Source organism: uncultured Arcticibacterium sp. (assembly GCF_964021845.1).
Classification (GTDB): Bacteria; Bacteroidota; Bacteroidia; order Cytophagales; family Spirosomataceae; genus Arcticibacterium.
Map to the genome: position 1 here is coordinate 1,176,998 of NZ_CAXHZC010000001.1, position 20,897 is coordinate 1,197,894.

Here is a 20,897-nt window from a genome sequence, read left to right on the forward strand (position 1 = left end):
AATCTTTTACGGACAAAAGAACTTTCTATGAATATTAAATAGTCTGCAATCTCTTAAGCAAAGCCTCCTTATAAGCTTTACTAATAGGAATTAGCTTATCTGCCACTACCAAATGTGACGTAGCCACTTCTTTGATATGAGAAACATTGACAATAAAAGAGCGATGAATTCGCATGAAATGACGTTTCGGAAGCTTTTCTTCCATGTCTTTTAGTGTTAAAACCAATAGATATTCTTTGCCCGAAGTATAAATTCGGCAGTAGTTTCTGTCAGCCTCAATGTACTGTATACCGGCAATTGGCACCTTCACCATGCTCTCCTGATAGCGGACAAAAAGAGAATCGTCTAAGACTGTAGATTCTTCGTTACCAACTTCATGACTTATTTTAGACTGCTTCTCTGATTCTATTCTGACTACGGTTAGCTCCAAGGCCCTCTTTAAGTCTCGTTTTTTAAATGGTTTGGAGATAAAAGCATAAGGCTTTGTTTCTTTGGCTCTGTTAAAATGAGCATCATCGGTGTTTGCAGTAAGGTATACCACTGGTATGTCAAAATCCTTTTGCATTTCCGTGGCTACTTCTATCCCGTCTAACTTGCCTTTCAGGTTAATATCTAGTAAAAGAATATCAGGCTGTGTTTCTCTAATATGTAGCAGAGCCTCTTCCCCACGAGGAATAATACCCATTATTTCATAGCCCATAGAAGTTAATTCTAAAGATATATTTGCCGCTATCAGCATCTCGTCTTCAACTATCAAGATTTTGGTGACTCTATCCATTAAGCTGCTTGGTCTAATTTAAATTCAAAAGAGATAATGGTACCTTCCTTGTTTTCTTCCTTCATTATGCCGTTCAGTTGTTGGGTTAGTAAACTTACCAATTGCGTCCCAAAACCAGTTCCTTTAGGTTTGACACCCCCTACTTTACCTACCCCATTATCTTTTACCAAAAGACTCAAGATTTTATCATCCTTTCTTTCTAAGCTAATAGTTATTTCTCCCGAGTCTTTCTCAGGGAAAGCGTACTTCATGGCATTGGTCAGTAATTCATTCACTATTAATCCCAAAGGTACTGCAGTGTCCACATCTAACTCCATCGTTTCCATTGCACATTCTATTTTAACTTTTTCATCAGCATCAAAGGTGTCAAGAATCCCTTCACCCAAATTGAGGAAATAATCCTTCATTTCAATACTGCCAAGGTTAGTCCCCTGATAAAGCTTTTGATGAATAATGCCCATAGACTGTACCCTATTTTGACTCGCTATCATGGCATCTTTGGTAGCAGAATCTTCCAACTGGGCTGATTGTAGAGAAATAAGGCTTTTAACCAGTTCCAAGTTGTTCTTTACTCTATGATGAATCTCTTTTAAGAGCAATTCATTCTCTGCATTTTTGGCACTAATAACTTTAGTAGCCTTTTGATTTTTCCTAAAAGAATAGAACAAACCTGCTAGTAAAAGGGTCAATAAACCAGAAGCCGATAAAATGATATTCTGTGTTCTATTTTTTTGGTTTAATAAAGCTTCTGTAGCTGCCAAAGCCTCATCTTTTTTCTCCGTCTCATACTTAATTATACCCTCACTCTCTAAGTTAGCTACTTGCTCTGCATGCACTAAGTCTTTGGCTTCTTTGGCTTTTTTCACATATAAAAGAGCGTTTTTATGCTCACCTAACTCCTCATAACACTCGGCAATACTTTCATATGGCCTCGTCAAATGTGACACATCTTGTTTATCATAAGCCTTGATACCCTCCAAAAGGTTTTTCAAAGCATTCTGATAATCTCCCAGTTTTAAATATGCCATACCCACTTCAGTAAGCCAAGTGGCCGCTCTTTCACGCCCAATTTGAATTTCACAGAGGTCGAAAGCCTTTTGGTAATCTAACAGTGCTTGTTGATAATTCTCCTGATTAAAAGAAATATCTCCTTTAAATGAATATGCTCTTACTTCCACAAAGACTTCACCAGGCACCTTATTCTTAACTATAGAAAGACATTCCTCGGCCGCTGCATTCGCTTTTTCATAGTCCCCAATTCGGCTATATGCATCAATATAACTAAGGTAACAATATGATAAGGTGTTATAATCTTCCACCTCCCTAAAAATTGAAGTCACTTTATCTAAGTATTCAATGGCTTTTTGAGGTTCGTCAGTATAAAGATATGAAGAGCTCAAATTTCTGTGAGCTTTAGCCACGCCTACCTTATCACCAAGTTCCTCATAAATGGCAATGGCTCGAAAAAGCTCGTTCTGTGCTTCTACGAGCCTTCTTACAGACATATAGTCATGAGCAAGGTTTGTTCTAGTTTCTGCTATTTTAGGTTTGTTATCCGTTTTTAAATAGTAAAACAAAGCCAACTTTGTTTGTTTAATAAGTGAGTCTCCGCTATAAATTCCATGATAACTATGCCAGTTTCCATAGGCCGTATAAAAATCTCCTATTTTTTCATAGTCACCAGTTTTTTGAACTCTTCTTATACCCTCTGCTACTACTTTTTCAAAAACCTCAATGTCTTTTTCTGCATTCTCCTGCACCCATACCAAAATAGAATCTAAAGGTTGGCTTAGTATACTATCAATTTTAATTTCTTCTAAACTTTTTTGAGCCACAGAAGGGGTGATTGATAAAAGCCATAAGGTTAAACTGAATAAAGTCTTACAAATAGAGGTCAAGTTTAATAGTAAAAATGGCTTTTTGCTCATCTTAATTAAGGTCAGTTTTAAAATAGCAATCTTCTAAATCCTAGGTTTAGACTTTTAAATGCTAACAATAATAGTCATAATTATCTATTTAATCGGTGTTAAAAGACCAAATAGCCAGATTCTTACTTGCATTCCGCATTATATCCTATTTGGTGCTAAACTGGTCAAGTAAAACTACCACTTAGTCTAATATTTATCCTAGCCAATCTCAAAATCCCTACATTCACTTTTGAATTAATCAACCCTAAATAACAAAATCATGAATCGTAGAGATTTTATATACAGCTCATCTGCTGCTCTTATTGGTAGTTTAGCCTTGAGCTCAAAAGTTTATGCTGGTGTTTTGAAACCAAACTCACTTATCAACGGAGTACAGATTGGTACCATCACCTATTCATTTAGAAGCATGCCAGGAAGTGCACAGCAGGTGCTTCAGTACTGTGTAGATGCAGGTATATCTGCCATTGAACTCATGGGCGATCCTGCTGAGGATTTCGCAGGGAAGCCTAAAAACCCGATTGATAGAAGTACTTTCTATGTCAATGGCAAAAGAAGAAAACCTACCGACGACGAAAGAGCCCAAATGGAACAATACAATAAAGACGTAGCCGCTTGGCGTGAAACAGTTTCCATGAAACCTTTTAAAGCCTTTGCTAAAATGTATAAAAAAGCTGGCGTAAGCATTTATGCTTTTAAGCCAAATGCTTTGGGTACAAATAATACAGATGCGGAAATTGAATATGCTATGCGAGCTGCCAAAGCTTTAGGAGCAAAATCTGTAACAGTAGAACTACCTGGAGATTCTGCTCAATCAGCTAGACTTGGAAAATTAGGCGAAAAACACAAAATGTATGTGGGTTATCACCTTCACACCACGGCCAATGATACCATTTGGGATGAAGCTCTAGCACAGTCTCCGTATAACTCCATGAATTTAGACTGTGGACATTATATAGCCGCAGGTGGAGATAATACTAAAGAAAGCCTGCTTAAGCTCATAGAAACTCGCCATGACAGAATCACGAGTATGCACATAAAGGACCGTCAAACAAAAGCCAATGGTGCTAGCAACTTAGCATGGGGAGAAGGTGATACGCCAATTAAAGAAATACTGAATTTGATAAGCGAGAAGAAGTATGATATCCCTTGCACTATAGAGTTGGAATACAAAGTACCGGAAAACTCAAATGCGGTAAAAGAAGTAGGCAAATGCTTTCAATTTGCGAAGGAAGCACTTTCTTAACAAGTTTTTTCGATAATTACCAAACGGCTTTGCATTTACAATGTGAAGCCGTTTTTATATTTAAGCTAGTTGACTCAAACAGGAACTATTTATGTCACAACATTTTGACTAATAGCCCCTTAAGTTACCGCTAAAATTCCCTAACTTGTTTGTTCATGCTAAAGCGACTTCTTCGTTTTAGGCAAATAAAATTTAGCCATGACAAAAAAAGACAAAGAAATTTCACGTAGAAAATTTATAGACCTTGGTATTCAAGGATACACAGGTGCCACTTTAGCCCATGCATTACCTGCATCGTTGCTGGGAATGTCAGCATGCACAACTGCCGATGCAAAAACTTATCACGGTGTTTGTTACCATGACTGCCCAGATTCGTGTAGTTGGGAGGTAAAAGTAGAAAATGGGAAAGTAACGGGATTTGGAGGAGATAAAGAAAACCCATTCATTAATGGAAAACTTTGCGGAAAAATGGAGACTTTCCCACAAGATATCACCTACAATCCTGACCGAATCTTAAGCCCATTAAAAAGGGTTGGGAAAAAAGGAGAAGGTAAGTTTGAAAAAATAAGTTGGGAGCAAGCTTTAAAAGAAGTTGCTGAGAGGCTTAAAGAATCCGTTGCTATAAATGGTGGTGAGTCTGTATTGCCTTTCGGATATATGGGAACGCAAGGGATTATTCAAAAAGCGGCTATGAGTAATCGTTTTTTTGCAAAACTTGGTGCTTCTAAAATGGCGGAAACAATATGTGGTGCTACTGCCATTACGGGTAATTTTATTACAAATGGGCAGATAATGGGTATTTTGCCGGAAGATATTGTACATAGCCGTCATATCATTTTATGGGGGACCAATACAAAAAACTCTAATGTCCATTTATGGCCTTTAGTATTAGAAGCTAAAAAGCAAGGTGCCAAAATTATAGTGATTGACCCTTTCAAATCTGCTACAGCTATGGAAGCCGACCAGCACATTCAGCTAATGCCAGGTACAGATGTAGCCTTGGCTTTGGGAATGATGCATGTTATCATAAAAGAAAACTTAACAGATACAGATTATATTGAAAAATATACGGAAGGCTTTGATTTGTTAAAAGAGCATGTAAAAGACTATCATCCTGCTGCCGTAGCGGGCATATGTGGACTTGACGAGGACAACGTAATAAACTTTGCCAGAGATTATGCTAATGCCAAACCATCGCTAATTAGAATTTTAATAGGAATGGAACATAACTACAATGGCGGAGACGCCTTCAGGGCAGTAGGAATGTTACCTTCTCTTACGGGAGCTTGGCGTGAGCGAGGTGGTGGATTATTGCATATGACGTTTGAAATGTTTGGGAAGGCTTTAAATTATGAACGTTTTGGTATGTTCACGACTTTGGCAGAAAAAGAAACCAGAACCATTAATATGGTACAGCTGGGTAGAGTTTTGAACGACGATAAGCTCAATCCTGCCATAAAAACCATTTTCATATTTGGCTCAAACCCCGCAGTTACTATTCCAAATCAGAATTTAATACGAAAAGGACTTGCAAAAGAGAACCTCTTCACGGTTTGTGTTGAACACTTTATGACAGCTAGTGCTACGTATGCCGATTATATTTTTCCTGCCACCACTCAATTAGAACACTGGGATGCGGCGGATTCGTGGGGGCATTTATACGTCAACATTAACGAACCTGCTATTGAGCCACTAGGCGAATCTAAACCCAATTCTGAGTTTTTCAGGCTTTTAGCTAAAGAAATGGGCTTCACGGAACCTTGTTTTGAAGAGTCCGATATCGATTTGGTAAAGTCCCTTTTTGATACTGATCACCCCTACATGGAGGGTATAACCTTTGAACATTTAAAAGAGAATGGCTGGGCAAGACTAAAATTACCCGAGCCATTTTTGCCACATGTTAATGGCGATTTTGGTACGGCTTCAGGCAAATGTGAATTTTACACAGCTTCTCTGGAAGATTCCGGGCAAGCTTTACCCGCTTACAAAGCGGTAGAATATGACAATCCAACGTTATATCCTCTGCAGCTTTTAACAGTAAAGTCCACCAAAAACTTCCATAACTCCTCCCACGGAAATGTAAAAAACCTCAGAAAAAAAGAAGGATTCCCTACCCTAGATATTAGCCAAGAGGATGCCGACAAAAGAAATATACTAAATGACGATGAAGTAAAAGTGGTGAACGAATTTGGCACTGTGATTTTAAAGGCAAAAATCAGAAACCGTGTACCCTCAGGTGTTGTGCTTATGCCACATGGTTACTGGCCATCTTTGGTAAAAGGCAATTCCTCATCAAATGCCATGACAAACGACCGCTTATCGGATGTTGGTGATGGTGCCGCTTTACAAGACTGTCGAGTAGAAGTTAGTAAGTTTGTTAGCTAGTTTAGAAACTAGAAACACTGTCAAAAACAGCGGGTTTGCTTAATTTACAAACCCGCTGTTTTTTGTTTTTAAGAATTAAGGAATATCATTTTTTCTGAGCTGAAACCCACTGCATAATGTTAACTGGCATGCCGTTTACTTTAACAGGAGTACCATCAAAATCAAGACGACACTCGTTGGCATGTAAATATACCCATGACCAGTGCCCGTTATAATAGTAAGACTCACCACCATACTGACCAGTAATATCAATAACATGGTCATAATAGCTGAAATGAACATTTTTAGCACCGGCCGACTTTAATCTATGGTAAACTGGAACGGCGGTTTCCTCAGGTTTTGTAGTATTATCGTCTTTTGACTGCACAAACCAAATTGGCATATTTTTGATGCTGCTGATTTGCTTGTCGGTAATAAACTCAGAGGAATATGCTAATGCACTAATGAATCCTGCAGCAAAATAATCAGGGTGATTAAGAATCAATTTTAAAGACATATAGCCACCATTTGAGCAGCCTCCCACATAAATTCTTTTAGGGTCAATCTCAGGATTCTTGGCTACATAATCCTTGATTAAAGCCATCAATCCTTCATTATACATATCGTTTGTTTTGCCACGTGTATAGCCACCTTCCACACTGTTCATCCAGAATGTAGGAGCCTGCGGTACTAAAACATAAGCACCTTCAAAAATCGACTGAACCTCTTCTCCTGCATAATTAACAGCCTTGTTTCCAATAGCCGCAATGCTTGGGTCTGTTCCACCTTCACCACCACCATGCAGCCAAATGAGCAAAGGAGCCTTTCCCGTTCTATTTTCAGGTTTAAAAGCTGCATAAGACATGGTGATATCTTTATGGGTGAATTTACCTGTAAGGTCAAAATCATCTAAAATTGGAATAGTACGCTCGCCTTCTTTATTCCAAGTAGTTCCTGTGGCACTGTCAATTATAGCCAAAGTATAATCTATCCAAACATTTCCTTTACGCCCAAAATATTGAATTGGTGAACCCATTGGTTTATACGGAGCTACAGCCAAAATCAAGGTGACATGATTTCCCACTTCTTGTGGGTTTCCTTCGGCATCAGAAACATAAGCACGCATTACTTCACGGCTACCTGACTGCATAGACTCAGGTATATCGCCTTGGTCTGATTTGCGGCTAACCCGTACATCATAATTCTCCGTTTTGACTGATTTTGTAGTTTCGCCTAGCGGCAAAATAACTTTAGAGGCCGCCGGTCCCCAGTCAAAACCTTCAATAATTAAATGATATTCGCCGCCTGCGGCACTCAGATTAAGCTGAACACCAAAAGCGAACAGCATACACAGCATTACAATTTTCTTCATAGTTTTTTTGGTTTATTTTCAGTAAAAATATGACTTTAATAAGCTTGTTTGTGAAAACATCGACCTATACCCATAAATACTCGGCAATTCGGCAATCAACCATTTCTCACTATACCATTGAATTACCTATCTAGATTCAACGGTTTCACCTTATTCTATAAAAACATATTCCTCAACTCAAGTAATTTCAAGCCTTTATTATTTCAAATATTGTCTATAGTGCACACATTATTAATAATCTATTTGGTTTATAGTGTAAACTAGTTTATAATTGTAAAAATATTTTAAACTATGAAAGAAAACTTAAACCCAGACCAAAGTCTCAAAATCATTGAAGAGATGATTCAAAACTCTAAAACCAATTATAGGAAACATCACGGTATCTATTTCCTATTTTGGGGTTATTTGTCTATCGGCATCGTATCACTATTTTTAATTCTCAAAATGAGCGTTGGCTTCCCTCAGGCACATTATGTTTGGCCGCTGTTCTTTCTAGGTTTTATTTTTAATATTTATCAGGCTCGAAAACATGGAAAAGAAAGACTGGTTACCACCAAGATTGACCGTATTATCAATAAGGTTTGGCTGGGTGTTTCCATAGGCATGGCGGTATTTTATGGTGCCAGCCCTATCTTGGGATGGAAAATGCTACCGATTACCCTAGTGGTGATAGGTATAGCAACTTACGCTCATGGAGCCATTATTTCCTTCAAACCTTTTATCATCGGAGCCTTTGTGATGATGTTTTTAGCATCAGTTTCTTTCTACATGCCAAACGAAGATGTGGTGCTTGGTTTATTTGTGCTAGCAGTATTTGTAGGATATATCATTCCCGGTCATTTGCTAAGGAGGGAAGATGTTTAAAAACTTAGACCCCCTACTCCATTCTCAACTTCGCCTTGCGGTTATGTCCTTATTAATGAATGTAGAAAAGGCTGATTTTGTATGGATTAAGGAAAAAACTAAGGCTACGGCTGGCAACTTAAGCGTACAAATAGAGAAACTTTCAAAAGCCAAATACATAAAAGTTCAAAAGAAATTTAAAGGAAAATACCCGCAAACCATCTGCTCCATTACCGAGACTGGTAAGCTTGCCTTTGAGAAATACATTGAAGATTTAAAACAATACATAAACATATAAACATGAAATACTTATCAATTTTAATTTTAGGAATACTGGGTTCTATGCAAGCTGTTGGCCAGCAAAACCTAAAGCCATCTGAAGAGACTATTAATGCCATGAGTAATCTCAAAATTTACGAGGGCAGTTGGTCTGGGGAAGGTTGGATTCAAATGGGACCACAAAAATCGTTTTTTACCATAGATGAAAAAGCAGGTCACAAAGTGGGTGGCGGTGTTTTTGTTTTCGAAGGTCTTGGTCATGACAAAACCTCCAAAGAAATCATACATCAAGCATATGGCATAGTGACTTATGACGACGCCACAGACGCCTACTCCATGCGTGCCTTCAGAGCAGATGCCAAATCAATGGACGCAGACTTTAGCGTGGACCAAAACGGACTTATAAACTGGGGTTTTGAAGTACCACAGGGCAAAATATCCTACGTGATAGAAGTAAAAGAAGGTCAATGGATAGAAAAAGGAACTATTGAAATGGGCGGCGGCCGTAGCTTTCAGTTTATGGAGATGCTTTTAGAGAGGGAGTAGAATCCTATTTTTAAACTTAATCTGGTAAACGCTTTCAGTTTGCAAAACGGCTCTTTCCTAGGGAATTAAGAACAATATTGAAACGGCTTTGCTTTTTGGTGAGGCCGTTTTTTTATACATCAATTTTACTTGGTTATGAAGATATTTGGTAGTCGCGGTGATTTTTAAAATACACCTTATTCAAAATCGTAACGATGAAATACCGCAGTGTCCCTTTTAGTAGACACTGCTATCTATTGTGACCGCTCTCCGATGCTTCCAGCGTCGGTGTGGTGATTTAAAACCTCTGGTTTAACAAAATGATTTTTGAAGTAAAACAACCTATATCAGTCGGAGGCTGATAAACCAAGCGAAGGCGGGCGTCAAAGCTTAGCAGGGAACTCTTCTCCTTGACTTTCACTTTTTAGTTCGGGTATAGAGCTTTGTCCGCAATTAAAAAAACATCACTACATTTAATAATGGAGTATTCCGAAACAAACAGATTATCAAGGTTAACTGCCATTCTAATTCAATTACAGACTAAAAGAATTACTACCGCTTCCGAATTAGCAAGTAAATTTAATATCAGTAAAAGAACCATCTACAGAGACATAAAAGCATTGGAACAATCAGGTGTTCCTGTACTGACAGAAGAAGGAAAAGGTTATAGCCTAATGGATGGATACAAAATTCCACCTGTTATGTTCACCGAAAAGCAAGCAAATGCCTTAATACTTGCAGAACAGTTAGTGCTCAAAAGTAAGGACGTGTCATTTGTACAGGATTATTCAGAAGCCATTGATAAAATAAAATCAATTCTAAAATATAGTATCAAAGACAAGGCAAACTTACTTACGGATAGAACTCAATATAATCAAGTAAAAAATCAAGAGAGAAACAGTAGTAATTTATCCGATTTGCAAAATGCATTGACAAACTACTTACTTGTTAAGATGCAGTATGTTAACAAAGAGGGCATTGCAACGAATAGATTGATAGAGCCATTTGCCATATTAAATTCCGAAAATTGGTATTTAGTAGCCTACTGTCGTTTGCGTAAAGAATTTCGTTTTTTTAGGCCAGATAGAATTCAAGAAATGGAAATTCTTTCGGAAAACTTTGAACCCCACAACATGACTTTGCAAGAGTATTTTGACAAATATCAATAACTCTTTTTGACCCTTGCCACAAGGCTGTCACCGCCCAACTTTACGTTTGCATCATATTAATTTTTAAACAGAAAAAAGAATGACAAACGTAATTAATGCTAGACCTAATCTCAGCGAATTTCCAAAAGCAACTATGATTTCAGTCAATGGCATAGAACTCGAAATTTTTGAAGCAGGTCAACAAAACAAAGGAAAGCCGCTGGTACTGTGCCATGGTTTTCCTGAGCATGCCTTTTCTTGGCGTCACCAATTACCAGCTCTTGTCACAGCAGGCTATCATGTTATTGTTCCTAATCAGCGTGGATATGGTAACTCTTCTCGTCCCAGCAAAGTAGACCAATATGACATTGAACATTTAACAGATGACCTTGTAGCACTTCTGGACCACTATGGATATGAAGATGCCACTTTCATTGGCCATGATTGGGGAGCAAATGTAGTTTGGAGTCTTGCATTATTATATCCAAAACGAGTAAATAGAATAATAAACTTGGCTTTGCCTTACCAAGTTCGTGGAGAAAAACCTTGGATTGACTGGATGGAGGAGATATTTGGAGCGGACAACTATTTTGTTCACTTCAATCGGCAGCCAGGAGTTGCAGACGCTATATTACATAAAAACACCTCTCAGTTTCTTTGTAATTTATTCCGCAAGAATGTACCATTGGTTCCACCCGATCCGGGAATGTTGATGATTAATCTTGCGAGAGCACAAAAAGCACTCGGTGAACCAATAATGAACCAAAGTGAGCTGGCCGTTTATGTTTCCGCTTTCGAAATGTCCGGCTTTACAGGAGGTATAAATTGGTACAGAAACCTTGACAGAAACTGGCATTTACTGGCAGATGTAAACCCTATTATACCCCATAATACGCTTATGATATATGGTGAGCAAGATATGATTCCTAAGTTTGAAGGCTTAACAGATTTTGTCCCTAATGCAGAGGTAATGAGTCTTGATTGTGGTCATTGTATTCAACAAGAAAAACTAGAAGAAACTACCCAAGCTATTCTAAAATGGCTAAAACAACAGAAATACTAAACTTTACAGAAAGGTAGATATCTTTAAAACCATAGCGGTTCAGGTGAAAACTTGAACCGTTTTTGGGTTTTATAAAGTATATTGTTTTTCAAAAGTATATGTCTCTTATTCCAGTAATATTTGTACTATCTGTTTGAGTTATTTTGCATTCATTATTATGTAAAATAATTCATGTTATTTCCTAAGTTACACCCTTCGGCATGAATCGCATGGTGATAGAAGCAGGCTAGTTCCTAAAGTGGAAACAAGTTCTATTTCCATTGAAATGTCACGTTTCTAACTTGCAGTTTGTCTTGTAATTTAAAGAAAAAGAAAAAATGGCCTTGAAGAATTATCAAAAAGTACTTTTCCCCTATTCCTATAATATTTTAGGCTCTTCTGAAGACGCAAAAGATGTAGTGCAGGATGTTTTGACTAATTACTTTCTTATTGACAAATCACATATAAAAAACGAAATCGGTTATTTAACTAAATCAGTTATTAACCAATCGATAAACTTAAAAAAGAGAAACGCAAAACTAAAAACAAACGAGGTGTGGCTTCCTGAAGCCATGAGCACTCTTAAACCTGACCACGATCTAGATGTAAAAGATATACTATCTTATTCTTTGCTAGTACTTTTTGAGAAGCTAACATCCAAAGAACGAGCTGTTTTTATTTTAAAAGAAGCCTTTGATTATTCACACAGTGAAATTGCAGCTATCATAGAAACCACGGTAGAGAATGCCCGTAAAATACTGAGTAGAGCAAAAGGAAAACTTGCTAATCGGAAATTGACTTATGAAAACATTGCCTTAAAAGATAAGAAGCATGTAATGAATAATTATATGCAGGTTATTCAGGAAGGAGATATGGAACGCCTAGAAAAACTACTGTCTAAAGACGTCAAACTATACGCAGAGGGTACTGATAAAATTAAAGTAGTTAGTGAATACACAGTAGGAAAATCAGAGGTTGCCAATATTTTAAATTATGTTTTCAAAAAGTATCAAAATGCATTAAACATTAAAATTTCAGAAATAAATCATCAGCCAGCTTTACTATATTTTAAAGATAATTCGCTGGTAACATGCCAAGTCTTTGAAATAGATAATCAAGAAATTACAGCCGTTTATTCTATTCTAAATCCTAAAAAAATAAAGTCAATTTCTTTTAGCTAAGTGTCACGTTTTAATCACTTGGCTTGTCGTACTGTCAAAGAATAAAAACTTAACAGTATATGAAAAAAATATGCATCATTAATGGCCATCCTTCTAAAGATAGTTATAATTACGCTTTAGCCGAAAGCTATAAAAGCGGTGCTTCACAAGCTAATGCTTCAGTTAACGTCATCCATATTGGTAGTTTAGATTTCAATCCAAATCTTGGCCTAGGCTACAAAAAACGCAATAAACCCTTAGAACCAGACCTTCTGGAGGCCATTGAGAAAATAAAAAATGCCGATCACCTTGTTTGGTTTTTTCCTATGTGGTGGTACGGTTATCCAGCCATTATGAAAGGGTTTATTGATAGGGCTTTTTTACCAAATATTGCCTTTAGGTATACTGGCAAACCATTTCCAGAACAGTTATTTAAAGGGAAAACAGCTAGAATTATTGTCACGGCAGATTCGCCTGCCTGGTACACTAAATGGATAATGAGAAACCCAGCCATTAACCAACTAAAATATGGCACGCTAAGGTTCTGCGGTATTAAACCCGTAAAGGTTAGTTACATAGGACCTATGAAAAACTCAAAGAGTGAATTTAAGAACGCATGGTTAAATAAGGTAAATCAATTAGGTCTAGAAACGAAATAAAACAATTTATGGAAGCAATAAAAGAGAACTTTTTCGAAGATAATTTGGCAAATCAGGCATACATAATAAAACCAAATGAAGGTGAAAAAATAGAGTTAAACACCATTTCAATAAGCTTTAAAGTCACCAGCGAAATGTCTAATGACCAATTAGGTGTTTACCAAATAACCCTCCCTCCTATGGCCATAGGTGCCAAATTACACTACCACCGATTTATGGATGAAACTTTCATTGTGAATGACGGCGTTTTAACCGTACAAGTAGGAGATAAAGAATATCAGGCTAAGCCGGGCACTGTAGCTTATGTACCTAGGTTTACCCCGCACGGATTCAAAAATGACACTGATAAAACTGTTAAACTGACATTAATTTTTAATCCATCCCAAAAGCGAGAGGGTTTCTTTAAAGGCTTATATGAAACCTTAAATGAGATTCCTATTAAGCCTGAAAAATATCTAAAACTTTACAATAAATATGACAGTTTCCCTGTAGATACCTCAAACATGATACCCACTAGAGAATAAAGCAATAGGTAAAAAATCCTTAAAAAATGGCACCTTAAATTTTAGATCATATTATTTCTGTAACCAAGCTACAAAACCATTTGACGGTCATAAAAAACCTATTAGCTTAGTGTGCATTAAAGAATAGGATCAGCACCTTATGGTGCGGGTACTCCAACCATTACCCCTTAAAATTCAAGGAAACAGAAATCATGAAAATTAAAAAGCTTCTAATTACTCCCATTATCTTACTAATTCTTAGTAGCTGTTCCAGCAAAAAAGAAGAAGCTCAAAAGCCAAATATAATTTATGTTTTAGTAGACGATATGGGATATGGAGATGTATCTGCAAATAATGAGAATAGTAAAATTCAAACACCAAACATAGATAGATTGGCCTCTGAAGGCATTAGGTTTACAGATGCTCACACCTCGTCATCCGTCTGCACTCCCACCAGATATGGTATTCTAACAGGGCGATATAACTGGCGAAGTAAGCTAAAATCTAGTGTACTTACTGGCAACTCTAAAGCTTTAATCTCTTCCGAAAGAACTACGGTAGCTTCCTTACTTAAACAAAAAAACTATAACACCGCATTTATTGGCAAATGGCATTTAGGATGGGATTGGGCACAAAAAAATCCTGAAGTCTCTGGAGGTGAAGGTTGGAACCCGGAAGATTTTGATAACATAGACTTTTCAAAACCTATTCAGAATGGTCCTAAAGAATTAGGCTTTACTTATTCTTATGGACATAATGGCTCTTTGGATATGGCACCCTATGTATATGTGGAAAATGGGATGCCTACTAAAATACCTGACACCATATCTGTTAATAAAGGTAAGTATTCGTGGTGGCGAGAAGGGCCTACTTCCAGTGATTTTATCCATGATGATGTTACCCCTAATTTCTTCCGTAAATCATTCGGATACATAAAAGAAAAATCTAAAGAAGAAAACCCTTTCTTTTTATACCTGGCCCTCCCCTCTCCGCATACACCTATCTTACCTACTGAGGAATGGCAAGGCAAGAGTGGATTAAACCCTTATGGCGATTTTGTGATGATGGTAGATAACTACATGGGTCAACTAGAAAAAGTGATTAAAGTAGCTGGTATTGAAAACAATACGATTGTTATTTTCACAAGTGATAATGGTTGCTCACCTGCCGCTTACATGGAAGAGTTAGAAGAAAAAGGTCACTTCCCAAGTTACATTTACCGAGGACATAAGGCTGATATTTTTGAAGGTGGTCACCGTGTACCTTTTATAGTCAAATGGCCTCAAGAAATAAAGAAAGAAACAGTGTCTGAACAAACCATTTGTACCACCGATTTGATGGCAACAGTTGCTAGTATAGTGCGGTATTCACTGGCAGACAATGAAGGAGAAGATAGTTATAATATCAGGCCTTTATTTAAACAAGACGAACTTATAAGAGAAGCCACTGTACACCATTCTATTAACGGGAGTTTTGCTATCAGAAAAGGTGACTGGAAACTAATCATGTGTCCTGGGTCTGGCGGTTGGAGTTTTCCTAAACCAAATAATAAGGCTGTTATTGATTCATTGCCAATATATCAACTGTATAACCTAAAGAGCGACCCAAGCGAAGCTACCAATCTATACCCAAAAAACACGGAAAAGGTAGAAGAGCTAAAAGCACTGCTTATCAAGTACATTACCGAAGGTAGAAGTACACCCGGACTAGCTCAAAAAAACGATGCTATTGATTCTGAATGGAAGCAGATTAAATTTGTAAATAAGTAAATATGAAGGTTTAAAGCATTCTAACCACATTTTTTTGTGCGAAAATTCAATCTCCATGTGTTCTAGAAAAAAAACGTAAAAGCTTACTTAGGTTTATAAAAATCAATAAAACCATTAAGAAAAAGATGAACTCGAAAACTGCTATTAAAATAATGTTGTGGATGCTTTTAGCAATAATACTTTTTCATCTAAGTATCATCTTAAAAGTAATTCCATACGACATCACTTGGGGAGGGAGATTAAAAAATGATGCTGAGATGTATGTTTTTGAAACGGCTTCAATATTGATTAACCTGTTTTTATGTTTCATCCTTCTAATTAAAGGGCAATATATAAGAGCGTTTTTATCATTGAAATTTGTCAATATCACCTTATGGATATTCGTCATATTATTCGGATTGAATACTATTGGGAATGTTTTCGCGAAAACCAATTTTGAGAAATATTTCGCCCTATTGACATTAACTTCGGCTATTCTAATTTTGATAATTCTGCGTAAAGGGAAAGGCCAAAAAGGGAATAGCTGATTGGAAAGGTAGTGAGTTCACTGCTTGTTCTATTAACTATTCAGCTTAGCTAGGGTCATTCAAAAGCCATTGACTTGACATCCATAAAAATCAAATGCCTTTGACAAACTTTTGTTCTGATTCACAAATTTTAGGCGTTCTTTGATGCCAACAAATTAATCACCAACATATTTAATTATTTCTGACAATCTTCTGCCCCCCACTTATCCAAACTTCTTAGAATTTTCTCAAGTGATTTACCTCTAGCACTTAAGCCGTATTCCACTCTGGGAGGAACTACAGGAAAGACTTTTCTAGAAATAAGGCCATCTTTTTCTAAATCTCTTACTGTTTGGGTAAACATTTTATTAGAAATCCCCGGAATTTTCTTTTGCAACATTCCCGAACGCAAATCGCCATCTAATAAATGAAACAGAACTAAGGGTTTCCATTTTGTCCCTATTAAATTCATGGTATAATTTAACGGACAACTAATCTTTTCAATCAAACTACTAAATTTATATAATTAATAATCAGCATTTTACTCGTTTTGGTAACTATACTACTTTTAGGTAAGTTATTGCCAACAGGGTAAATATAGTCTAATTTTGAATTCTAAAATATAAATTATGACATCTAACAAAGATTATCCTAAATCATTTTCACATATCGGAATAACAGTTCCGAATATAAATGAGGCCGTAAAATTCTACTCAGAAGTAATGGGCTGGTACGTAATTATGGAGCCCTCAATAGTCAAAAAAGAAAAAGAAACTGCTATTGGTCAAATGTGCATTGACGTTTTTGGAAATGATTGGACTGAATTTGAAATAGCTCATTTAGCCACTTCAGATGGAATTGGAGTAGAACTATTTTCTTTTCCTAATGGCATCAAAAAGGCACCTGAATTTAACCCTTTTAATACGGGTCTATTTCATTTTTGTGTACAAGACCCTAATATTGAAGAGCTCATTGACAAAATTGTGAGGTATGGAGGAAAACAAAGAATGCCAATCAGGGAATACTATCCGAATGATAAGCCTTTCAAAATGTGCTATGTTGAAGACCCTTTCGGAATTGTCTTTGAAATCTATACGCATAGTTATGAATTGACCTATTCTTCCGGTGCTTATACAAAATAAAGGTTAAGTATTAGCAGCTTGATACAGCCTTATAAAAGCTAACTTTAGCCAACCCGAAACACTACCGTTTCGGGTCTTTTTTTGTAAACAAAAAAATATATCCTTACGATTTGACCTCCACATTGGAAGTTAATTTTCTTTATTTTTATAACTGATTCTGATAGTTTTGTTAAGAGATAGCTTAATGGCAGTGAGGATTTAAATATTTGATTTAAAAGGTTAATAAACAAGCTTTGGTCTTGGCTTTCAAGTAAGAAAACAATAATGAGATTAAAGAATATTGACTCAATCAAGGGCCTACTAATAGTTCTAGTAATTATTGGTCATATACTTCTCGGAGGTGAGAATGAAGAAGTTTGGAGTGTAATAATTTATAGTTTCCATATGCCCTTATTCGTTGGAATAAGCGGTTACTTATTTAAAGTTAGTAATGTTGTTGATTTCAATTTACTAGAACTTCTCAGAAAATATCTGTTAAGACTAATTCTACCGTGGTCTATAGCTGTACTGGCATATTATTCTTTTTCTATAGCTCAAAATACTGATAGAAATATAATCCACGGCTTAGTAAGCTCATTTCTCTTTCCATTCTATCATCTATGGTTTATTCCTAGTTTTTTAAGCTGGGTGATATTAACATGGTTTCTAAAAAAACTTAAAACTAGCGATAGACTTTTATTATTTATTGCATTTTTCATATCTCTTGTCTCAATTTTGTTGAAATGGTATCCAGAATCTTATCAAGATTTTGGAACGCTAAAATCAGGAATAACACTGATTCAAAATAAATATAGACCCTACTTTTATTTCTTTTTTATTCTAGGTTTGGCATATCGAAATATTCAATTAAATAAGCCAACCTTTTCAGAGTATATGCTACCATTTTTGGGCTTTATCGCAGTCGTAACTTTATATTATTTCCCAAATAATCCACTTTCAATTTTCAACTTCTTTTTAATGAATGCCGTACTATTATTAGTTCTTATGAAATTATCTAGCAATAAGATAATTCCAAGAAATAAAACGTTAGAATGGCTTGGCTTTAACTCTTTGGGGATATATTTATGGCATTTATTTCCAATTTTGATTTGTAAAAGTGTAATTGGAATAGAAAATTCATTAATGTTTTATTTGGCAGCTATTTGCTCAGAAGTAATATTTATTATTGGATATAATTATTTATTAAAATTTGATTTTCTTAGAAAGTATGCATTTGGCTTATAAAGAATTACATCATCATAATTTCCTAGTCTTATCTTAAGTCTTTAAAGGCCTCCTGCTCAATATTATTTTCATCAAAATCATAGGGTTTCCAAATTAAAAACCGAGAAAATTGCAACCATTCTATTCAGTTTTCATTTCCCGAGTCATTCTTCAAAAGTTCTTTTATATAATGTAAGTAAGCTTTAAAGGCTTACTTACATTATCTGACTCAAGCTGCACAACTAGCTTTTTATATTTGATGATTAGCTAGAAAAACAACTTGTACTTTTTAAAGGTTTTCTATAGCTTTGATAACAAGGAAATTCGCAACAGCTTTAGGGATTTCAGTGAATTAATATGCCAACAGCTACAAGAAGAGATACCTCAGGGCAAGCATAGATTTACACGAACGCTATGAAAACTTAAACTTTGTAAATCTAAATAAAAAACATTTCTTATGAATTTATCAACTATTAAAACTCCAGGGGTTTACGTTAATGAGGTAAATGCTTTCGGAAATTCTGTAGTGCCTATTGCTACTGCTGTTCCGGCATTTATAGGTTATACACCACAAGCTACATACGAAGGAAAATCTTACAGTAATGTAGCAACTAAAATTACGTCATTTGCAGATTTTAAAGCTATCTTTTGTTTGCCAAATCCACCACCACCTGCAGATCCTGCAAAACAATATAATCCTGAATATTATTTAGTAGCCGAAGCCAGTCAACCCACCAAGGACAATTATATTAAAATTGGAACTGCGTTCTATTCAATTTTACCCGACCCAAATACAGTTTACTACTTATACAACAGTATAAAATTGTTTTATGATAATGGTGGAGGAGATGCATACATCGTTTCTGTTGGCTCCTATGGTAAGCCTTCTGGCTCTCCAGCAACACTTGGAGAACAAATAGTGAATTCTAATATACAATTAAATCAATTGACAAATGGTTTAGCCTTATTGAAGCAAGAACTAGAGCCTACAATGTATATTTGTCCAGAAGCAACTTTACTGTCAGTAGATAACAATGCATCTTTAATGAAAGCAATGTTGTCACAAGCTTCTGAAATGCAAACCACCGTATGTATTTTCGATGTTATAGGAGGAAGGAATCCGGATCCTATAAACTATATGGATGCCATTGCTACTTTTAGAGACGGAACTGGTGCAAATAGTTTAGGTTATGGAACGGCATACTATCCCTTTGTAGGTACAACGGTAATGCAAAGTTCAGATATAGATTACACAAACCTATTTGGGGGAGATATTACTCAATTGCAAGCTATTTTAAGTTCATCAAATAATCCGAATGCTACGATAGATACCATAATCGCAAATATTCAAAATCCTCCAGGAGGCGAAGCATTGGCCGTAAGCCAATATAATAATTCATTGTTATCAGCAAGTACAACCTACGGCACCATTATAGCAACTGTATTAAAAGAAGCCAATACATTACCTCCAAGTGGTGGTATGGCAGGAGTAATAACAAATACGGATAATCAGGTAGGTCCATGGCAATCTCCAGCAAATACATCTATGATAGATGTAATAAGCTTACCTATTAACTTAACAGATACACAGCAAGCGGACTTAAACGTAGATGCTATTTCTGGAAAATCAATTAACGCAATTCGTAATTTTAATAGATTAGGAATTTTAATCTGGGGAGCTAGAACATTGGATGGAAATAGCCAAGATTGGAGATATCTTTCTGTAAGAAGAACCATGATTTTTTTAGAGCAATCATGCAAGTTAGCAACTAACGCTTATGTATTTGAACCAAACACTAAAAACACTTGGGAGGCAGTAAAAGCTATGATTGGTAGTTTTCTAAATAATGTATGGACGCAAGGGGGCTTGCAAGGGGCTAGTGCCTCAGATGCTTTTTCTGTAGAATGTGGACTAGGAAGTACCATGACTACAGAGGATATTCTTAATGGATTTATGAATGTAAGTGTAAAAGTTGCTGTAGTTAGACCTGCAGAGTTCATAGTTTTTACAATCCAACAAGAAATGGCTACCTCTAGTTAAGAGTTAAATACAAATACTTTAGCTAATATTAGGCTCGAGTTCAGCGATTCAGGCTTCGTTTAACTTCAGTATTTGTTGCAAAAAAAACAAAACCGGACTTCCAGAATTAATGGTACTTAGAAAAGAAATGACAGTGGCTGAGATAAGCCATTTAATCGGCTTTGCCTTTGTGACCGTTTTTGCTCTGGTCAAAGTTTTTAATGGTCTTTACCTTTTTGCTTTAGTTATAATGTTTGTCAATATATTGATGAACTTATATCCATCATTATTACAACAAGAAAACAAAAGAAATATTGACAGATTGATAAAAGTGACTGGCAGGAAAGCTAAGCACCCAGACATTCCATTGTACCTTAAACCGTAGCAAAGAAGTATTTTTTTGAAAAAGCTAA

20 protein-coding genes are annotated in these 20,897 nt (G+C 36.2%); 16 read left to right on the forward strand and 4 right to left on the reverse strand.

Features of this window, described 5'->3' with window-relative positions; all coding sequences use genetic code 11:
- Positions 1 to 34: 34 nt before the first annotated feature.
- A complete protein-coding gene (locus AADJ06_RS04975; protein WP_341225300.1) occupies positions 35 to 778 on the reverse strand; it encodes a LytTR family transcriptional regulator DNA-binding domain-containing protein in 744 nt (247 codons plus the stop codon).
- Complete coding sequence (locus AADJ06_RS04980; protein ID WP_341225301.1) at positions 778 to 2,706, reverse strand: histidine kinase dimerization/phosphoacceptor domain -containing protein; 1,929 nt, start codon at positions 2,704 to 2,706, stop codon at positions 778 to 780. The genes AADJ06_RS04975 and AADJ06_RS04980 overlap by 1 nt, the downstream gene beginning before the upstream one ends.
- Before the next feature lie 259 nt (positions 2,707 to 2,965).
- Here AADJ06_RS04980 and AADJ06_RS04985 point away from each other — a divergent pair, with 259 nt between their 5' ends.
- A complete protein-coding gene (locus tag AADJ06_RS04985; protein WP_341225302.1) occupies positions 2,966 to 3,949 on the forward strand; it encodes a sugar phosphate isomerase/epimerase in 984 nt (327 codons plus the stop codon).
- 198 nt (positions 3,950 to 4,147) lie between these two features.
- Positions 4,148 to 6,334, forward strand: a complete 2,187-nt coding sequence (locus tag AADJ06_RS04990; RefSeq protein WP_341225303.1) for a molybdopterin-dependent oxidoreductase — start codon at positions 4,148 to 4,150, stop codon at positions 6,332 to 6,334.
- An 85-nt stretch (positions 6,335 to 6,419) separates the two neighbouring features.
- Here AADJ06_RS04990 and AADJ06_RS04995 read toward each other — a convergent pair whose 3' ends face one another.
- Positions 6,420 to 7,685 (reverse strand): prolyl oligopeptidase family serine peptidase, encoded by a 1,266-nt coding sequence (locus AADJ06_RS04995; RefSeq protein WP_341225304.1) that lies wholly within the window; start codon positions 7,683 to 7,685, stop codon positions 6,420 to 6,422.
- A gap of 291 nt (positions 7,686 to 7,976) precedes the next feature.
- Here AADJ06_RS04995 and AADJ06_RS05000 point away from each other — a divergent pair, with 291 nt between their 5' ends.
- From AADJ06_RS05000 to AADJ06_RS05045, 10 genes are all read left to right on the forward strand, one after another.
- On the forward strand, positions 7,977 to 8,549 hold the full coding sequence (locus AADJ06_RS05000) for a hypothetical protein (RefSeq protein ID WP_341225305.1): 573 nt from the start codon (positions 7,977 to 7,979) through the stop codon (positions 8,547 to 8,549).
- Positions 8,542 to 8,826, forward strand: a complete 285-nt coding sequence (locus AADJ06_RS05005; protein ID WP_341225306.1) for a transcriptional regulator — start codon at positions 8,542 to 8,544, stop codon at positions 8,824 to 8,826. The genes AADJ06_RS05000 and AADJ06_RS05005 overlap by 8 nt, the downstream gene beginning before the upstream one ends.
- A gap of 2 nt (positions 8,827 to 8,828) precedes the next feature.
- A complete protein-coding gene (locus tag AADJ06_RS05010) occupies positions 8,829 to 9,353 on the forward strand; it encodes a hypothetical protein (protein ID WP_341225307.1) in 525 nt (174 codons plus the stop codon).
- Between the two features lie 458 nt (positions 9,354 to 9,811).
- Positions 9,812 to 10,501, forward strand: a complete 690-nt coding sequence (locus tag AADJ06_RS05015; RefSeq protein WP_341225308.1) for a YafY family protein — start codon at positions 9,812 to 9,814, stop codon at positions 10,499 to 10,501.
- A 79-nt stretch (positions 10,502 to 10,580) separates the two neighbouring features.
- Positions 10,581 to 11,543 (forward strand): alpha/beta hydrolase, encoded by a 963-nt coding sequence (locus AADJ06_RS05020; RefSeq protein WP_341225309.1) that lies wholly within the window; start codon positions 10,581 to 10,583, stop codon positions 11,541 to 11,543.
- A 317-nt stretch (positions 11,544 to 11,860) separates the two neighbouring features.
- Entirely contained in the window at positions 11,861 to 12,703 is an 843-nt protein-coding gene (locus AADJ06_RS05025) for a sigma-70 family RNA polymerase sigma factor (RefSeq protein ID WP_341225310.1), read from the forward strand.
- A gap of 59 nt (positions 12,704 to 12,762) precedes the next feature.
- Positions 12,763 to 13,341 carry an NAD(P)H-dependent oxidoreductase gene (locus AADJ06_RS05030; RefSeq protein WP_341225311.1) on the forward strand — a complete coding sequence of 193 codons (579 nt, stop codon included), beginning with the start codon at positions 12,763 to 12,765 and terminating at the stop codon, positions 13,339 to 13,341.
- 8 nt (positions 13,342 to 13,349) lie between these two features.
- Complete coding sequence (locus AADJ06_RS05035; protein ID WP_341225312.1) at positions 13,350 to 13,865, forward strand: cupin domain-containing protein; 516 nt, start codon at positions 13,350 to 13,352, stop codon at positions 13,863 to 13,865.
- A 191-nt stretch (positions 13,866 to 14,056) separates the two neighbouring features.
- Positions 14,057 to 15,613 (forward strand): arylsulfatase, encoded by a 1,557-nt coding sequence (locus AADJ06_RS05040; protein ID WP_341225313.1) that lies wholly within the window; start codon positions 14,057 to 14,059, stop codon positions 15,611 to 15,613.
- Positions 15,614 to 15,738: 125 nt separating this feature from the next.
- Positions 15,739 to 16,140 carry a hypothetical protein gene (locus AADJ06_RS05045; RefSeq protein WP_341225314.1) on the forward strand — a complete coding sequence of 134 codons (402 nt, stop codon included), beginning with the start codon at positions 15,739 to 15,741 and terminating at the stop codon, positions 16,138 to 16,140.
- 175 nt (positions 16,141 to 16,315) lie between these two features.
- Here the strand turns inward: AADJ06_RS05045 and AADJ06_RS05050 are convergent, their stop codons facing one another.
- Positions 16,316 to 16,591 (reverse strand): helix-turn-helix domain-containing protein, encoded by a 276-nt coding sequence (locus tag AADJ06_RS05050; protein ID WP_341225315.1) that lies wholly within the window; start codon positions 16,589 to 16,591, stop codon positions 16,316 to 16,318.
- A gap of 157 nt (positions 16,592 to 16,748) precedes the next feature.
- On the opposite strand from AADJ06_RS05050, the gene AADJ06_RS05055 reads away from it, so the two are divergent.
- From AADJ06_RS05055 to AADJ06_RS05070, 4 genes are all read left to right on the forward strand, one after another.
- The gene (locus AADJ06_RS05055) at positions 16,749 to 17,261 is read left to right on the forward strand and encodes a VOC family protein (protein ID WP_341225316.1); all 513 of its coding nucleotides are present in this window, start codon (positions 16,749 to 16,751) and stop codon (positions 17,259 to 17,261) included.
- A 264-nt stretch (positions 17,262 to 17,525) separates the two neighbouring features.
- Positions 17,526 to 18,485, forward strand: a complete 960-nt coding sequence (locus AADJ06_RS05060; RefSeq protein WP_341225317.1) for an acyltransferase family protein — start codon at positions 17,526 to 17,528, stop codon at positions 18,483 to 18,485.
- A gap of 436 nt (positions 18,486 to 18,921) precedes the next feature.
- Positions 18,922 to 20,505, forward strand: coding sequence for a phage tail sheath C-terminal domain-containing protein (locus AADJ06_RS05065; RefSeq protein ID WP_341225318.1), 1,584 nt, complete (start codon positions 18,922 to 18,924; stop codon positions 20,503 to 20,505).
- A 70-nt stretch (positions 20,506 to 20,575) separates the two neighbouring features.
- The gene (locus AADJ06_RS05070; protein WP_341225652.1) at positions 20,576 to 20,869 is read left to right on the forward strand and encodes a hypothetical protein; all 294 of its coding nucleotides are present in this window, start codon (positions 20,576 to 20,578) and stop codon (positions 20,867 to 20,869) included.
- Positions 20,870 to 20,897: the final 28 nt, after the last annotated feature.

Coding starts and splice junctions, on each gene's coding strand:
- AADJ06_RS05040 (WP_341225313.1), top strand. CDS start 14,057: ATGAAAATTAAAAAGCTTCTAATTACTCCCATTATCTTACTAATTCTT.
- AADJ06_RS04995 (WP_341225304.1), bottom strand. CDS start 7,685: ATGAAGAAAATTGTAATGCTGTGTATGCTGTTCGCTTTTGGTGTTCAG.
- AADJ06_RS05045 (WP_341225314.1), top strand. CDS start 15,739: ATGAACTCGAAAACTGCTATTAAAATAATGTTGTGGATGCTTTTAGCA.
- AADJ06_RS05000 (WP_341225305.1), top strand. CDS start 7,977: ATGAAAGAAAACTTAAACCCAGACCAAAGTCTCAAAATCATTGAAGAG.
- AADJ06_RS04975 (WP_341225300.1), bottom strand. CDS start 778: ATGGATAGAGTCACCAAAATCTTGATAGTTGAAGACGAGATGCTGATA.
- AADJ06_RS05055 (WP_341225316.1), top strand. CDS start 16,749: ATGACATCTAACAAAGATTATCCTAAATCATTTTCACATATCGGAATA.
- AADJ06_RS05010 (WP_341225307.1), top strand. CDS start 8,829: ATGAAATACTTATCAATTTTAATTTTAGGAATACTGGGTTCTATGCAA.
- AADJ06_RS05065 (WP_341225318.1), top strand. CDS start 18,922: ATGAATTTATCAACTATTAAAACTCCAGGGGTTTACGTTAATGAGGTA.
- AADJ06_RS05005 (WP_341225306.1), top strand. CDS start 8,542: ATGTTTAAAAACTTAGACCCCCTACTCCATTCTCAACTTCGCCTTGCG.
- AADJ06_RS04990 (WP_341225303.1), top strand. CDS start 4,148: ATGACAAAAAAAGACAAAGAAATTTCACGTAGAAAATTTATAGACCTT.
- AADJ06_RS04980 (WP_341225301.1), bottom strand. CDS start 2,706: ATGAGCAAAAAGCCATTTTTACTATTAAACTTGACCTCTATTTGTAAG.
- AADJ06_RS04985 (WP_341225302.1), top strand. CDS start 2,966: ATGAATCGTAGAGATTTTATATACAGCTCATCTGCTGCTCTTATTGGT.
- AADJ06_RS05035 (WP_341225312.1), top strand. CDS start 13,350: ATGGAAGCAATAAAAGAGAACTTTTTCGAAGATAATTTGGCAAATCAG.
- AADJ06_RS05050 (WP_341225315.1), bottom strand. CDS start 16,591: ATGAATTTAATAGGGACAAAATGGAAACCCTTAGTTCTGTTTCATTTA.
- AADJ06_RS05020 (WP_341225309.1), top strand. CDS start 10,581: ATGACAAACGTAATTAATGCTAGACCTAATCTCAGCGAATTTCCAAAA.
- AADJ06_RS05060 (WP_341225317.1), top strand. CDS start 17,526: ATGAGATTAAAGAATATTGACTCAATCAAGGGCCTACTAATAGTTCTA.
- AADJ06_RS05025 (WP_341225310.1), top strand. CDS start 11,861: ATGGCCTTGAAGAATTATCAAAAAGTACTTTTCCCCTATTCCTATAAT.
- AADJ06_RS05015 (WP_341225308.1), top strand. CDS start 9,812: ATGGAGTATTCCGAAACAAACAGATTATCAAGGTTAACTGCCATTCTA.
- AADJ06_RS05030 (WP_341225311.1), top strand. CDS start 12,763: ATGAAAAAAATATGCATCATTAATGGCCATCCTTCTAAAGATAGTTAT.